The organism is Arthrobacter cupressi (genome assembly GCF_900099975.1).
Lineage (GTDB): Bacteria > Actinomycetota > Actinomycetes > Actinomycetales > Micrococcaceae > Arthrobacter > Arthrobacter cupressi.
The window spans coordinates 46824-62506 of record NZ_FNEI01000016.1 but is presented as its reverse complement, the minus strand read 5'-3'; the positions used below and the strand labels follow the sequence as shown (position 1 = coordinate 62506).

Sequence of the window (15683 nt, the reverse complement as noted above, 5' to 3'; positions counted from 1 at the left end):
GTGCTGGAGCTCCCAGCTTATTCGGCGTCGAGGGCCGCCTGGACCTCATCGCTCATGTCTGCGTTGGTGTAGACGTTCTGGACGTCGTCCAGTTCTTCGAGCGCGTCGACGAGCTTCAGGAACTTCTTGGCGCCGTCGAGGTCGAGCTGGACCTCCATGGACGGCACGAATTCGGCTTCGTCGCTTTCATACTCGATGCCGGCCTCGGTGAGGGCGTCGCGGATGGCCTGCAGGTCACCGGGCTCGGAGTGGACTTCCCAGTTGTCGCCGCTGTCCTTGACTTCCTCCGCACCGGCCTCCAGCACAGCCATGAGGATGTCGTCTTCGCCCAGGCCGTTCTTCGGCAGGCTGACGACGCCCTTGCGGGTGAAGAGGTAACTCACGCTGCCCGGGTCGGCGATCGTGCCGCCGTTACGGGAAATCGCCAGGCGGACTTCGGACGCCGCGCGGTTCTTGTTGTCCGTCAGACACTCGATAAGCAGTGCCGAACCCTGCGGGCCGCGGGCTTCGTACATGATCTCGGTGTAGTCGACGACCTCGCCGGTGAGGCCGGCACCGCGCTTGATGGCGCGGTCGATGTTGTCGTTGGGAACCGAGGTTTTCTTGGCCTTGGTGACAGCCAGTTCCAGGCCCGGGTTTCCGGCGAGGTCCGGGCCACCCATGCGGGCTGCGACTTCGATGTTCTTGATCAGCTTGGCGAACGACTTTGCACGTTTGGCGTCAATGACGGCTTTCTTGTGCTTGGTGGTCGCCCATTTGGAGTGGCCTGACATGCTCTTACGCTTCTCCTCTGATCATTCGAATGAAAAGTTCGTGGATGCGCTTCTCGCCCGTCACTTCCGGATGGAAGGAGGTGGCCAGCAACTTGCCGGAGCGCACGGCAACAATTCTAGCCAACCCATGCAAAGTGTCCGTGTGGCGGGCCTTGTCCGGGTCCACTTGGGCCAGGATTTCGACCTCGGGGCCCACCCGTTCCACCCAGGGTCCGCGGATGAACACGGCGTGCACCGGGTCCACGCCGGCCTCGCCCGCACTGAAGTCCAGGCCCTTGAAGTCAAGGTCGGTTTCGAAGGATTCGCGCTGCCGGCCGAAGGCGTTGCGGCGGACCGTGATGTCCAGGCCGCCGAAGCTCTGCTGGGGCCGGCCCTCCAGGTCCTTGGCGGGGTCTGCGATCTCTTTGGCGAGCAGGATCATGCCTGCGCACGAGCCGTACACCGGCATCCCGGCGGCGATCCGTTCCTTGATCGGTTCGGCGAGTTCGAAGATGCGGGCGAGCTTGTCGATAGTGGTCGATTCCCCGCCGGGAATCACCAAGCCGTCGACGGCGGCCAGTTCCGACGGGCGGCGGACGCCGACTGCGCGTGCGCCCACGGCTTCGAGGGCGTGCAGGTGTTCGCGCACGTCGCCCTGCAGCGCGAGCACACCGACCAGCGGGGAGGAAGTCTGCGGATTGTTCACCAGAACATTCTAGGGGTGGAGAGCGCCCGGACCCGCCTCCGGGAGGCCCGCCGACGCTCAGCAAGTAGCATGGACAAGGATTCAGAGGACGATTGAAGAGGTAGGCACTATGTGCGGAATCGCCGGTTACCACGGTTTTGGGGAAGACGAAGCTCTGCTGAAGGTCATGAATGACTGCATCGAGCATCGCGGCCCCGACGGCGAGGGCTACTTCACCGAAGGCAACGTGGGACTCGCCCACCGGCGGCTGTCCATCATCGACGTCGCGCACGGCCAGGAGCCGATGATCAGTGCCGACGGCGACACCGTCCTGGTCTACAACGGCGAGGTTTACAACTACCTCGAACTCCGTGCCGAACTCGAAGGCCTGGGCCGCGCCTTCCGCACCCAGTCGGACACTGAAGTTGTACTGCAGTCCTACGAGCAGTGGGGCACCGAGGCGTTCGACCGCTTCAACGGCATGTTCGGCCTGGCCATCCTGGACAAGAAGAAGAACGTCACCGTCCTGGCCCGCGACCACTTCGGCATCAAGCCCGTGTACTGGGCCAATGCCGGCACGGCCGAGGCGCCGAAGATCATCTTCGCGTCCGAGATCAAGCCCCTGCTGCAGAGCGGCAAGATCGAACGCAAGCCCAACGAGCGCATCCTTTACCGCTACCTGCAGTACCGCATCCACGACGACTCCGCGGAGACCTTCTTCGACGGCGTCTTCAAGCTGCAGCCCGGCGAGATGATGGCCATCGACAACGCCACGGGCACCTACAGCATCAGCGCCTTCACCAGGCTGCGCGAGGAGCTCGAAGAGCTGTCCAAGGTCAACCGCCCGTACACGCCCGAGGTCACCGAGGAGTACCGGACACGCTTCACCGAGGCCATCCGGATGCGCCTGAAGTCCGAGGTTCCGCTCGGCTCGGCCCTGTCCGGCGGACTGGATTCCTCCGCGGTCGTGGTGACGATCAACAAGCTCATGCAGGAAAAGGCCGAAGCCACCGATTCGCTGGGCGCCAAGCAGAACACCTTCAGCGCCGTGTTCCCGAACTCGATCAACGACGAGGAGCACTACGCCGACGCCGCCATCGCCAAATGCAGCGGCAACATCCAGGCGCACAAGATCCTGCCGACGCCGGACGGTTTCGCCGCGGACCTGGACGACTTCGTGCGCACCATGGAGGAGCCCATCATCTCCTCGGGCCCGTACGCCCAGTATTGCGTGATGAAGGAAGCGTCCAAGCACGTCACGGTGCTCCTGGACGGCCAGGGCGCGGACGAAATGATGGCCGGCTATATCCCCTACTACTTCGCCTACCTGCGCCAGCTCAAGGCCAAGGGCGACTACAAGACGCTCCTGAAGGAAGCCACGTCCTCCCTGGACATCTTCTACCGCCTCGGCCGCTTCCGCCTGCAGGGCAAACTCACGGCGAAGAAGACAGTGGCCATGTCCTCCCTGCTGAACAAGAGCTTCACCGGCAAGTACAAGGGCGAAAACTTCAGCAACATCCCGGACAACATGAAGCTGCGCCTGATCGACGACCTCTTCCACAAGTCGCTGCCCTCGCTCCTGCGTTACGAGGACAAGAACACCATGCGCTTCTCCCTGGAGGGCCGCGTGCCGTTCCTGGACAAGGAAGTGGTCAAGTTCCTCTTCAGCCTGTCCGATGAAGCCATCATCAAGGGCGGCTGGAACAAGCGGATCCTGCGTGATGCCACCCGCGGCCTGCTGCCGGAGAAGATCAGCAACCGCCGGAACAAGATCGGCTTCACCACTCCCGAGGCCGAGTGGTTCAAGCTGATGAAGGAGCGCCTGTACAAGATCTTCATGTCCAACTCCTTCGCCGAGCGCCCGTACTGGAACCGCGAAGCCGTGCTGACGGCGTTCGAGGAGTACCTCAACGACAAGAACGACGCCGACACCATGATTTTCTGGCGCCTGCTGAACGTCGAGCTGTGGTTCCGGGAGTTCATCGACAACAACGAGACTCCGGCGGACGTGAAGGAAAACAAGAGCGACTACGAGCCGAACCCGGGCAAGGAACTGGACATCACCGTTCCCGCCGAAGCCGGCGGGGAAACCTTCCGCCGCTATCCGCTGCAGACCGGTGTGTTCAAGCGGGAAACGGACCTCGACCCGGAAGTCCTGTCCTACGTAAAGCGCTTCTTCGACGGCCTGGACTCGGCAGATGAAGCAACCCGCAAGGCCGTCACGTCCACCCCTTGGTACCTGCTGGTGAGCGAGAAGATCGTGGCCATCACCCAGGGCCGTTCGTTCCCGGTGTGGGAAATCAAGGTCTCCCCGGCGGCGCGTGTGCTGAGCAAGTTCGTCAAGCGGACCCCTGCCGGGATCGGCCTGGGCAGCCCGTGGTCGATGCAGATCGCCATCAACGAGGTGGGCCTGCCGCTGATCGTGAAGGCCGCGGCCGCAAGTGTTGTGGGCAAGCTGCAGGGCAAGAGCGGCGTCTTCTACGACGTGGTGGGCCACAACATCAACGCGATCGACGGCGCCACGCCCTACAGCCTGGGTTCCTCGGCGAACTCGGTGAAGCTTGCTCCGAAGGATCCCGAGGCGGTGGCGCGCCGGATCAGTGCGCTGGTCCGCGAGTCGGTCCCCGCCGAGTACGCCGCGAACTTCGCCGGCACCTCGATCATGGACGCCAACGATCTCGGCGTGGTGGCGATGGGCCACGACACCGACTTGACGAAGGACACCATCCAGGCGATCTTCAAGGACAACCCGCAGGGCCAGGGCGCCCAGGCAACCCCGATGTCCCTGGTGTTCAAGCAGAACTAGCGTTCAAGCAGGGCTAGGTCCTTCAAACGGGGCTAACTGCCGGGCCTCCAGGCTTTCCGTTCACGCTGGGCCAGCCGGCCCATGAGCCTGGAGGCGCGGAGCAGCCGCGCGGCCTTCGGCGCACGGCGGCGGGAGTACCGCTCAAGCAGCCCGCCGACGTCGGCGTCCGGCCCGGCGGTGCCGCGCAGCAGCGAGGTGAGCGCGGCGGCGTCTTCCAGTCCGCATCCGGCACCCTGCCCGAGATCCGGGGTCATGGCGTGTGCAGCGTCTCCGGCCAGGGCCACCCGCCCGCGGTGGAAGACGTGCAGCGGCCGGGCGAGGTCGTAGAGGTCATGCCGCAATACTTCTGCTGCGTCCGTGCCGGCGATGAGGGCCCGCGCTGCGGGATACCACGACGCGAACTCCTGTTCCGCTGCCTCCTTTTCGGAGCCCAGCCCCTCGGCGGCGGCCGTCCTGCCCACTTGCTTGCTGGCGACGGCGAACCAGTAAACCCGGCCATCGGCCAGGGGCACGGTGCCGAAACGCTGCCGGCTACCCCAGTCCTCACCGGCCATCCCTCCGGTATCGGCGGGGCCGCGGGTCACTCCCCGCCACGCCGTGTATCCCGCGTAGCGCAGGCCCGGGTCGAGCGAGAGGAAGCCGCGTGTTGCGCTGCGCACCCCGTCGGCCGCCACCACCAGGTCCCAGGCGCTCTGCCGGCCGTCAGCCGTGGTGAGCACAGCGGGGCGAACGGTATCGCCGTCGTCGTCCAGGGCGACGGCGGTGTCCCAGTGGATGGGGACCCCGCGGCAGGAGTCCAGCAGGAACTCCCGGAGGTCATTGCGGTGGAACATGCGCACCTTTGGCCGGGCCCAGGCCGGAAACGCCAGTGCCACCTTTCCATTGGGGCGCCGCATGACCGTGCGGGTTCCGGGCGCGGGGCCGTGGGGCCGCCTGTCGTACCCGTCCAGCAGGCCGAGCGTCCGCATTGCCGCCCGCGAGTTCGGGAACAGCGAGATCCCGGCCCCGGGTGCGGCACCCCGGGAGGAACGTTCGAAAACCTCGACGGCGGCCCCCGCCCGTGCGATCCCTGCCGCCGTGGCGAGTCCGGCGATTCCGCCGCCGATCACGGCAATCCTCATTGCTGCCCCTTTCCATGGAGCTTTCCGGCACAATTCTTGCATCCAGCCGTCACGCCTTGTGAGGGCGGCCACATTCGTGAAAGTGTTGCTTCATGATGACCTCCAGCCCCAACCCCCTGCTCACTCCCAGCGAACTCCCCTATCAGTTGCCGCCTTTCGCGGCGATCGGGGTCGACCATTACGCGGAAGCCATCGAGGCCGGGCTGGCAGAACAGCTTGCCGAAATCGAGGCGATCCTCGCCGTCCAGGAGCCGGCTGACTTCGCGAATACAGCCGTAGCCATGGAACGCTCCGGTCAGCTCCTGGGCCGCGCGGTCAATTCCTTCTTCACCCTGGTCTCCGCCGACGCCACGGAAGCGATCCGGGAACTGGAGACTGCGCTCATGCCCAGGCTGGCGGCGCACCGGGACGCGATCTACCTCAACAGGGCCCTGTACGAGCGTTTTGCCGCGATTGACACCGACGGCCTCGACGCCGAATCGCTGCGCTTGGTGGAAGAGCACCTGCGCGAGTTCAGGCAGTCCGGGATCCAGCTGGATGAGGCCGGCCAGGAACGGCTCCGGAAGCTCAACGCCGAACTGTCGACGCTCGGCACGGAGTTCGGCCAGCGGACCAAGGAAGCGATGAAGAGCGGCGCGGTGTTGGTGGAGGATGCGGCGGAGCTGGCGGGGCTCCCGCAGGACGATGTCGCCAGCGCCGCCGAGGCCGCGCGTGCGGCCGGACACGACGGCAAGTACCTGCTGACATTGATCCAGCCGAGCAACCAGGCCGCGATGGCTTCGCTGGAGAACCGGGAGCTTCGGCGCCGCCTCTATGAGGCGTCGATCTGCCGGGGCACCGACGGCAGCGCGCTGGACGTCCGGGACCTCGTGCTGGCATTGGTGCGGCTGCGCTCGGAGAAGGCTGCCCTGCTTGGCTCCGCGAACTACGCGGAGCTGGTGGTGGAACGGCAGACCGCACCGGACTTCGCCGCCGTCGAACGGATGCTCAACCGGCTGGCGCCGGCCGCCGTCCGCAATGCCGACGCTGAGGCAGCCGCGCTGGCCGAAAGCGCCGGGCACCAGCTGGAAGCCTGGGACTGGGCGTTCTACTCCGCCAAGGTGCGGCGCGAACGCTACGAGGTGGACGAACAGGCGCTGCGGCCGTACTTCGAACTCGACCGCGTGCTCACGGACGGGGTCTTCTTCGCCGCAAACCGGCTCTACGGCCTGGACTTCCGGGAGCGCGCCGATCTCACGGGGTACCACCCCGATGTGCGGGTCTGGGAAGTCTTCGACGCCGACGGTGCAGGCCTGGGCTTGTTCCTGGGCGACTACTACGCGAGGGAAACCAAGCGTGGCGGCGCCTGGATGAACTCGCTGGTGGAGCAGTCTGCGCTGCTCGATGCAAGACCCGTGGTGATCAACACCCTGAACATTTCCAAGCCGCCGGCGGGCGAGGCCACGCTCCTGACCCTCGACGAGGTCCGCACCGTGTTCCACGAGTTCGGCCACGCCCTGCACGGGCTGCTTTCCGACGTCACCTACCCGCGGTTTTCCGGGCCGGAGGTCCCGCGGGACTTCGTGGAGTATCCCTCGCAGGTCAACGAAATGTGGATCATCTGGCCGGAGGTCCTGGCCAACTATGCACGCCACTACCGCACGGGCGAGCCACTCCACCAGGAAACAGTGACGCGCCTCGAGGAATCCCGCCTCTGGGGCGAGGGCTTCGCCACCACCGAATACCTCGGTGCGGCACTGCTGGACCTGGCGTGGCATGTCCTCGACGAAGCCGGCGTTCCCTCGGATGTCCTGGACTTCGAAGCCAAGGCGCTTGCCTCGGCCGGGGTGGCCCACGCCCTGATCCCGCCGCGCTACCGCACGGGCTATTTCCAGCACATCTTCGCCGGCGACGGCTACGCGGCAGGCTACTACTCCTACATCTGGAGCGAGGTCCTGGACGCGGACACAGTGGAGTGGTTCAAGGAGAACGGCGGCCTCACCCGCGCCAACGGTGACACCTTCCGGGCAGAACTGCTATCACGCGGAAACAGCCGGGACCCCCTGGACTCCTTCCGCGCCTTCCGAGGCCGCGACGCCGAACTGGAACCGCTGCTAAAGCGCCGAGGCCTGGAGTAAGTCCTCATCGATTGCTCCAGAAGTGTCGTTTTGGACGCCCATAACGACACTTACGGAGCGATCGATCGAAAACGGCGGCGTGCGTAAACTATGCCCTCCAGAGTGCCATCTCAAGGCGTCCGGGAGCAGGACACCGGCCTGGTTTGGCGTCCTCGACGTCCCGGCGTACTGCGTGCTCTGCACCCACTCGAATTCATGCGTTACCTCTGCGGGAACACCCGCACGCGAGGCCGAATCAGGTCCACAAAGGTATCGGACATCGGATTGATCGATCTGCACCGGCTGAAACGGTATTTCGATGCTCACGGGTGCCACGCTAGTCCCGAAGCGCCGGCTCTAAGGACCGCTTCGACTGCGGTGGCGTCAGGCGGGCGTTGTCTCGCTCCCGCGCAACAACGCCGTCTCATAGCGGTTGCTCCGTAACTGTCGTTTTGAGGACTCATAACGACAGCTACTCAGCAATCGATGCAAACGACGGCGGCCGGTCACCTTCGCGGGAAGGTGACCGGCCGCCGTCGTAATTCAGTGCCGCAGGCTTACCAGCCGCGCTCAGCGAGGCGGTGCGGCTGGGGGATCTCGTCCACGTTGATGCCCACCATGGCCTCACCCAGTCCGCGGGAGACCTTGGCGATAACGTCCGGGTCGTCGTAGAAGGTGGTGGCCTTGACGACGGCGGCGGCACGCTGGGCCGGGTTGCCGGACTTGAAGATGCCCGAGCCAACGAACACGCCGTCCGCGCCCAGCTGCATCATCATCGCAGCATCAGCCGGGGTCGCGATGCCACCAGCGGTGAACAGCACCACCGGGAGCTTGCCGGTGGCGGCAACTTCCTTGACCAGTTCGTACGGGGCCTGTAGTTCCTTGGCGGCAACGTACAGCTCGTCCTCGGGCAGTGCCGAGAGCTTGGCGATTTCCGCGCGGATCTGGCGCATGTGGCCCGTGGCGTTGGAGACGTCGCCGGTGCCGGCCTCGCCCTTGGAGCGGATCATGGCCGCGCCCTCGTTGATGCGGCGCAGGGCCTCACCGAGGTTGGTGGCACCGCAGACGAAGGGAACGGTGAAGTTCCACTTGTCGATGTGGTTGATGTAGTCGGCCGGGGTCAGGACCTCGGACTCGTCGATGTAGTCCACACCCAGGGACTGCAGGACCTGGGCTTCGACGAAGTGGCCGATGCGGGCCTTGGCCATGACCGGGATGGACACGGCTTCGATGATCTGATCGATCATGTCGGGATCGGACATGCGGGACACGCCGCCCTGGGCGCGGATGTCAGCGGGCACGCGCTCGAGGGCCATGACGGCCACGGCACCGGCATCTTCGGCGATGCGGGCCTGCTCGACGTTGACAACGTCCATGATGACGCCGCCCTTGAGCATCTCAGCCATGCCCCGCTTAACGCGGCTGCTGCCCGTCACGGATGCTGCGGACGAGCCGGCTTCGTTGCTTACATCAGGTGTAGACACAAAAACCCCTATGGGTAGATAGAAGACCTTCTGCCCGGGGCGCACGCGGATGGGAGCCACTCAAAGCGCGCCGGATTTCCAGGTCGTATTTGACCAAGTACTTCCAATACTAGTCCCTGCGGCGGGGCGCTTGAACTTCGTGACCCGGGACCCTGTGCGGTGCCCCGCGACCCGGTACCGCGACGGCAGGCGGGCAGTCAGGCTCAGGCGGGCGTGCCGCCGTCGACGGGTTCGAGGGACTGGCGCCGGACCGCCGCCATGCGCTGCACGACGGTGACAGCGGTGGCGATGGCGAGGGCAACGAGCGTTACGAACAGCACCACCGGCGGCAGGCCGAGACCGGTGAGGCCGGTGACCAGGAGCACCGAAATCAGGCGTTCGGCGCGCTCGGCGATGCCCACGTTGGCCTGGAAGCCTAGGGACTCGGCCTTGGCTCTGGCGTAAGAGACCAGCATGCCCAGCACGAGGCAGGCGAGCGAGGCCAGGGCGATGGGCCGGTCGGCCCCGCCCGTAAAGAACCAGATCGAAACGCCGGCGAAGATCGCGCCGTCCGCAATCCTGTCCAGCGTGGAATCAAGGAAATTCCCCCACGTGCCATTGCGGCCCTGCTCGCGCGCCATGATGCCGTCCACGACGTCTGACAGCGCGAAGACCGCGATCACCAGGGAGCCCCACCAGAGCTCGCCGACGGGGTAGAGCGCCAGGGCACCCAGCACAACGCCGGCAGTGCCGACAATGGTCACGGAGTCCGGCGAGACGCCGCGCCTGAGGAGGAAGCGGGCTATGGGCGCGAAGAGCGCGGTGAAGAAACCGCGGGCGTGCCTATTGAGCATCCGACTCCCCCGGCCAGGCGTCGGCCACTTGCTGCCGGACTTCGTCGAGCGTCTGGGTGATGGCCTTGGTCTGGGCGATGATCGGGAAGAAGTTTCCGTCCCCGCCCCAACGGGGAACCACGTGCTGATGCAAATGCGCCGCGATTCCCGCGCCGCCCGTGACGCCCTGGTTCATGCCCAGGTTGAATCCGCTCGGGTTTGCCACTTTCCGCAGCACCCGCATCGCGGTCTGCGTGAGCTCGGACATCTCCGCCGTTTCCTCAACCGTGATGTCCGTGTAGTCGGGGACATGGCGGTAGGGGCAGACCAGCAGATGCCCCGGGTTGTACGGGAAGAGATTGAGGACCACAAAGCAGGTCCTGCCGCGGTACACGATCAGCGACTCTTCGTCGCTGCGGGCCGGTGCCACGCAGAAGGGGCAGTCGTCCTGGTTCTTGAACTGCTGCTGCCCGCCCTTGATGTAGGCCATGCGGTGCGGAGTCCACAGGCGCTGGAAGGCGTCGGGAACGCCTGCCAGGCCGAAGTCGTCGGTAACTTCGGCATCGCCGGGATATTCAGGGCTCACGCCTGTGTCCTCCTGCACTGTTCTCCTGATCTGGACGCTGGCGGCCTGTCAGCTGTCGCGGTTCGCGACGGCGTCGACGATCCGGCGAACGGCTTCGGCAACCGGCACGCCATTGTCCTGGCTGCCGTCCCGGAAGCGGAACGACACCGCCCCGGCTTCGGCGTCCTCGCCACCGGCAATCAGGACGAAGGGAATCTTGTCCTTGCTGGCGGTGCGGATCTTCTTCGGGAAGCGGTCCGAAGAAATATCCACCTCGGCACGGATACCCGCAGCCTTGAGCTGGTCCACGACGTCGAACATGTAATCGTTGAACGCCTCGGCAACCGGAATGCCGACCACCTGGACCGGCGCCAGCCAGGCCGGGAAGGCACCGGCATAGTGCTCGGTGAGCACGCCCATGAACCGCTCCACCGATCCGAAGAGCGCGCGGTGGATCATGACCGGGCGCTGGCGGGTGCCGTCGGCGGCCTGGTATTCGAGTTCGAAGCGCTCCGGCAGGTTGAAGTCCAGCTGGATGGTGGACATCTGCCAGGTCCGGCCCAGCGCGTCCTTCGCCTGCACCGAAATCTTCGGGCCGTAGAAGGCCGCGCCGCCCGGATCCGGGACGAGCTCCAGCCCGGAGGCCTCGGCCACCTCGGCCAGGGTGCGGGTTGCCTCTTCCCAGATGGCGTCGTCGCCGACGAACTTGTCTTCGTTCCTGGTGGAGAGTTCCAGGTAGAAATCGTCCAGCCCGTAGTCCTTGAGGAGGCCCAGGACGAAGTTCAGGGTGGAGGTGAGTTCGTCCTTCATCTGCTCTTTGGTGCAGTAGATGTGGGCGTCGTCCTGTGTCATCCCGCGCACGCGGGTCAGGCCGTGCACCACGCCGGATTTCTCATAGCGGTACACGGAACCGAACTCGAAAAGCCGGAGCGGCAGCTCGCGGTAGGACCGGCCGCGGGAGCGGAAGATCAGGTTGTGCATGGGGCAGTTCATCGGCTTCAGGTAGTAGTCCTGCCCGGGCTTGCGCACGGTGCCGTCCTCGTTCAGTTCGGCATCGATGTGCATTGCGGGGAACATGCCGTCGCGGTACCAGTCAAGGTGCCCGGAGACCTCGTAGAGGTGGCCCTTGGTGATGTGCGGGGTGTAGACGAACTCGTAGCCGGCGTCCACGTGGCGCTGCCGGGAGTAGTCCTCCATGGCCTTGCGGATGATGCCGCCCTTGGGGTGGAACACGGGCAGGCCGGAGCCCAGCTCGTCCGGGAAGGAGAACAGGTCCAGTTCGGCGCCGAGCTTGCGGTGGTCGCGGCGTTCGGCCTCGGCAATCCGCTCCTGGTAGGCCTTGAGGGCATCCTTGGTGGGCCAGGCGGTGCCGTAGATGCGCTGCAGCTGCTGGTTGTTCTGGTTGCCCAGCCAGTAGGCGGCGGAGGAACGGGTCAGCGCGAAGGCATTGGAAATGAGCTTGGTGTTGGGCAGGTGCGGGCCGCGGCAGAGATCGCACCACACGGTGTCGCCGCTCTTGCGGTCCACGTTGTCGTAGATGGTGATGTCTCCGGCACCGACCTCGACGTTGACGCCCTCTCCGGCGTCTGAGGCGTCATTCTTCTTGCCGAGCAGTTCGAGCTTGTAGGGCTCGTTCTTCATCGCGTCCCGGGCTTCGTCCTCGTTGACCACGCGGCGGACGAACTTCTGGTTCTGGTTGATGATTTTCTGCATCATCTTTTCGAGGGTGCGCAGGTCCTCCGGGGTGAAGGGCTCGGCGACGTCGAAGTCGAAGTAGAAGCCGTCGGTGATGTACGGGCCGATGCCGAGCTTGGCGTCGGGACGCAGCTGCTGCACGGCCTGTGCCATGACGTGGGCGGTGGAGTGCCGGAGGACGTTGAGTCCGTCCGGTGAGTCGATGGTGACGCCTTCGATGTCTGCACCTTCGGGCAGTACCTGGTCCAGGTCCTTGAGTTCACCGTTGACCCGGGCCACGACGACGTCGCGCCGTTCGAAGAAGAGCTCCGCCCCGGTAGTCCCCTCCGTCACCTTGGTCTCTTCGCCATCGACGATGAGGGTGATCTGCTGGGCATCTGACACGGGGGTCTCCTATTCATTGTTGAGGCTTCATAGCTTGTGGCGTACGGGGACCACAGCCAGCCACCGTCCATCGTATCCGCTCGGCCGGAGGCGTCCAAAGCTGCCGCACGGCCGTCCGGCAGTCCGTCGTTCAGGCTGCCGAAAAGGGTGCCGGGGATGCTTTCAGGGGTGGACGGCAAGGAAGCCGCGGAGCAGGATTGAGCCATGAGCACCCATGACGCACTCCTGAAGCAGGCAAGCATCACGGCAAGTGAGGCCACGCTGGTGGCCCGTTTTGAGATCAACGGCGATATTCCCGGTTCGGGAGCCTATGTAGTGGGCCTCGTGGCCGCAACCCCGGACTATTCTTCGCAGCGCAGGCTCGGCGTCGAGTTCATGAATGGCGAAGCGATCGCGTTCTTCGCCTTCAACCACGACCAAGGCACTGAGGAGAACTACGACCTCAAGGACGTTGAGCACTCCGGCAGCACGATCACCGCCAACTTCCCGCTTTCGGCCATCAACGGCCTCGGTGAAGGCCATGTGATCACTGCGTTCAGCGAGGCGGACGGCCGCGAGTTCCAGTCAGGCGTTGCCGTCGCCGAAACCCTCTGAACCGCCGGCCTGCTGCGCCGGACGTCATGTGACGTCCGGCGCCCGCCGTTGCGCGTGGGGAATAGCCTGTCCCGGGGTACCGTTGATGCGAGTAGTTCATAACAAACGGCGACAGGAGCATTCTGTGGACTTCACCCCCGATTCCGGCAGCATCACCATGTTCTCGACCACCTGGTGTGGCTACTGCAAGAGGCTGAAGAAGCAGTTGGATGCCCAGGGCATCGGCTACACCGAGATCAACATTGAAGAGGTCCACGGCACCGCCGAAATCGTGGAGCAGATCAATGGGGGCAACCGCACCGTTCCCACGGTCCTGTTCCCGGACGGATCCGCCGCCACCAACCCCTCCGCCGCCGAGATCGCGGAGCGGCTCGCGGCCTAGGCGCCAAACGCGGGCGCTGCCGCCGGCTCCAGGCGGATGACCACGGATTTCGACGCCGGGGTGTTGCTTCCCTCGGCAGTCGAGTCCAGGGGAACCAGCACGTTCGCTTCCGGGTAGTAGGCCGTGGCGCACCCCTTCGCGCTGGGGTAGGCAACGAGGCGGAGCTGGCGCAGCACCCGGTCCCGGCCGTCGGCGGCTTCGCTGTGGACGTCCACATATCCGCCGTCGTCCAAGCCCAGTTCCGCAAGGTCGTCCGGGTGCACGAAGAGCACCATCCGCCCTTTGTGGACCCCGCGGTAGCGGTCGTTCATGCTGTACGTGGTCGTATTGAACTGATCGTGCGAGCGGACGGTCTGCAGAAGCAGGCGACCCGGCGGCACCGTGATGGTCTCCAGCCTGCTGACCGTGAAATGGGCTTCTCCGTCCGGGGTGGGGAACGTGCGTGAATCCCGGGGGCCGTGGGGAAGCACGAAGCCGTCCTTCGCACGGATCCGCGCATTGAAGTTTTCAAATCCGGGGACAACCCGGGAAATGTGTTCACGGATGCGGTCGTAGTCGGCGGCCAGCCCTTCCCAATCCACAGACACCTTTCCGCCCAGGACCGACCGCGCCATCCGGCAGACGATGGCTACCTCGGACAGGGCGTCGGCCGGGACGGGTGCAAGGTTTCCCTGGGAACGGTGCACGGCGCAGACGGTGTCCTCCACGGTGACGAACTGCTCCCCCGTGGCCTGCCGGTCGATCTCGGTGCGGCCAAGGGTTGGCAGTATCAGCGCCTGGGCCCCGGTGATGGCATGGGAGCGGTTGAGTTTGGTGGAAATCTGCACGGAAAGCCGGGTCCTGCGCATTGCCTCTTCGGCCGCCTCGGTGTCGGATATGGCGTGGACCAGGTTCCCGCCAAGCGCCACAAGCACTTTGACCTTGCCGTCGCGCATTGCCCGGATGCTGTCCACGGCGTCAAGACCGTCCCTGGCCGGCGGGTCAAAGCCGAATTCGCCCCGGATCGCTTCCAAGAACCATGCTGGCATTTTCTCCCAGATTCCCATGGTCCTGTCGCCTTGGACGTTGCTGTGCCCGCGGATGGGGGACGGCCCTGCTCCCGGCTTTCCGATGTTTCCGCGCAGCAACAGGAGGTTGATGATCTCCTTGATGGTATCGACGGCTTTCCGGTGCTGGGTCAGGCCCATGGCCCAGGTGATGATCACGCGGTTCGCATGTATGTACCGTTGTGCCAGTTCGTCGATCTCCCCGGCGCCCAGACCGGTCGCGGCCAGCACCTCCTCGTCGTCGAGCTTCGCCAGGTGTTCCCGGAACGCCTCAAAACCCCGGCAGTGCTGGCGGATGAACCGGTGGTCCAGCACGGTGCCGGGTGCGGCGTCCTCGGCGTCGAGCACCCGCTTGGAGACGGCCTGGAGCAGGGCCATGTCCCCGGCCAGGCGGATCTGCAGGAACTGGTCCGCCAGATCCGTGCCACGCCCAATCAAGCCTCGTACCCGCTGCGGATTCCTGAAGTTGATCAGCCCTGCCTCCGGGAGCGGATTCACGGCCACGATGGCCGCACCGGCCTGTTTCGCTTCTTCGAGCGCCGTCAGCATCCGGGGGTGGCACGTGCCCGGGTTCTGGCCCATGACGATGATCAGCTCCGCCTTCGCGAAGTCGGCGTAGCTGACTGCGGACTTTCCGATGCCGATGGTTTCCGTCATCGCCAGGCCGGACGATTCGTGGCACATGTTCGAGCAGTCCGGCAGGTTGTTGCTGCCGTACGCCCGGGCGAAGAGTTGATAGACGAACGCGGCTTCGTTGCTCGTGCGGCCGCTCGTGTAGAACGCAGCCTCGTCGGGCGAGTCGAGGCCGTTGAGTTCGCGGGCGATGATGCCGAAGGCCTCGTCCCAGGTGACGGGCCGGTAGTGGTCCGAGCCTTCCGGTTTGTAGACGGGTTCTGTCAGCCGGCCCTGCTGGCCGAGCCAGTATTCCGTGCGGGAGGCGAGTGAACCGGCGTCGTGCTCTGCCCAGAACGCCGTGGGAACGGTGAGCATGCCGGCCTCCCAGCCGATCGCCTTGGCGCCGTTCTCACAGAATTCGGCAGCCTTGCGCTCTGCCGGATCCGGCCAGGCGCAGCCCATGCAGTCGTAACCGTCTTTCTGGTTGACGGCGCGCAGCGCTTTCCAGCCCCGCCCGGCTCCCATCTCGCCGAAGGCCCGGGGTATCGTCTCGGCCAGGCTCGGCAACCCCGCCGCCGAGCGTTCAGGACGGCCGAGTGCCAGGCGCACATCGGAGTCGTGGACTTCGGGTGCCTTCCGCTTCACG

12 protein-coding genes are annotated in these 15683 nt (G+C 65.4%); 4 read left to right on the top strand and 8 right to left on the bottom strand.

The genetic code is table 11. The annotated features are described in order from the left end of the window. Positions 1 to 17: 17 nt before the first annotated feature. Together BLP88_RS16130 and pdxT are read right to left on the bottom strand one after the other, a co-directional pair. Positions 18 to 773 carry a YebC/PmpR family DNA-binding transcriptional regulator gene (locus BLP88_RS16130; RefSeq protein ID WP_074590857.1) on the bottom strand — a complete coding sequence of 252 codons (756 nt, stop codon included), beginning with the start codon at positions 771 to 773 and terminating at the stop codon, positions 18 to 20. 4 nt (positions 774 to 777) lie between these two features. Then, the gene (gene pdxT / locus BLP88_RS16125) at positions 778 to 1461 is read right to left on the bottom strand and encodes a pyridoxal 5'-phosphate synthase glutaminase subunit PdxT (protein WP_074590855.1); all 684 of its coding nucleotides are present in this window, start codon (positions 1459 to 1461) and stop codon (positions 778 to 780) included. Positions 1462 to 1567: 106 nt separating this feature from the next. On the opposite strand from pdxT, the gene asnB reads away from it, so the two are divergent. After that, positions 1568 to 4243, top strand: coding sequence for an asparagine synthase (glutamine-hydrolyzing) (asnB, locus tag BLP88_RS16120; RefSeq protein ID WP_074590853.1), 2676 nt, complete (start codon positions 1568 to 1570; stop codon positions 4241 to 4243). A gap of 32 nt (positions 4244 to 4275) precedes the next feature. Here asnB and BLP88_RS16115 read toward each other — a convergent pair whose 3' ends face one another. After that, complete coding sequence (locus BLP88_RS16115) at positions 4276 to 5364, bottom strand: FAD-dependent monooxygenase (protein ID WP_074590852.1); 1089 nt, start codon at positions 5362 to 5364, stop codon at positions 4276 to 4278. A 92-nt stretch (positions 5365 to 5456) separates the two neighbouring features. Between BLP88_RS16115 and BLP88_RS16110 the strand changes: the two genes are divergently transcribed. Further along, entirely contained in the window at positions 5457 to 7481 is a 2025-nt protein-coding gene (locus BLP88_RS16110; protein WP_245679897.1) for a M3 family metallopeptidase, read from the top strand. A gap of 536 nt (positions 7482 to 8017) precedes the next feature. On the opposite strand, the gene pdxS is transcribed toward BLP88_RS16110, so the two are convergent. The 4 genes from pdxS to thrS all read right to left on the bottom strand — a co-directional run bounded on the left by pdxS (position 8018) and on the right by thrS (position 12400). Continuing rightward, entirely contained in the window at positions 8018 to 8944 is a 927-nt protein-coding gene (gene pdxS, locus BLP88_RS16105) for a pyridoxal 5'-phosphate synthase lyase subunit PdxS (RefSeq protein ID WP_074590850.1), read from the bottom strand. Between the two features lie 203 nt (positions 8945 to 9147). After that, a complete protein-coding gene (pgsA, locus tag BLP88_RS16100) occupies positions 9148 to 9777 on the bottom strand; it encodes a phosphatidylinositol phosphate synthase (protein WP_074590848.1) in 630 nt (209 codons plus the stop codon). Continuing rightward, the gene (locus tag BLP88_RS16095) at positions 9767 to 10360 is read right to left on the bottom strand and encodes an HIT family protein (protein ID WP_074590846.1); all 594 of its coding nucleotides are present in this window, start codon (positions 10358 to 10360) and stop codon (positions 9767 to 9769) included. The genes pgsA and BLP88_RS16095 overlap by 11 nt, the downstream gene beginning before the upstream one ends. Before the next feature lie 30 nt (positions 10361 to 10390). Beyond that, complete coding sequence (thrS, locus tag BLP88_RS16090) at positions 10391 to 12400, bottom strand: threonine--tRNA ligase (protein ID WP_074590844.1); 2010 nt, start codon at positions 12398 to 12400, stop codon at positions 10391 to 10393. 204 nt (positions 12401 to 12604) lie between these two features. Between thrS and BLP88_RS16085 the strand changes: the two genes are divergently transcribed. Together BLP88_RS16085 and BLP88_RS16080 are read left to right on the top strand one after the other, a co-directional pair. Further along, positions 12605 to 12994: a hypothetical protein gene (locus BLP88_RS16085; protein ID WP_074590842.1), complete on the top strand. Its 390-nt coding sequence runs from the start codon at positions 12605 to 12607 to the stop codon at positions 12992 to 12994. A 124-nt stretch (positions 12995 to 13118) separates the two neighbouring features. After that, on the top strand, positions 13119 to 13376 hold the full coding sequence (locus BLP88_RS16080; protein WP_074590840.1) for a mycoredoxin: 258 nt from the start codon (positions 13119 to 13121) through the stop codon (positions 13374 to 13376). Here BLP88_RS16080 and BLP88_RS16075 read toward each other — a convergent pair. Further along, positions 13373 to 15682 (bottom strand): FdhF/YdeP family oxidoreductase, encoded by a 2310-nt coding sequence (locus tag BLP88_RS16075; RefSeq protein ID WP_074590838.1) that lies wholly within the window; start codon positions 15680 to 15682, stop codon positions 13373 to 13375. The two genes, BLP88_RS16080 and BLP88_RS16075, sit on opposite strands and share 4 nt — an antisense overlap. Between the last annotated feature and the right edge of the window lies 1 nt (position 15683).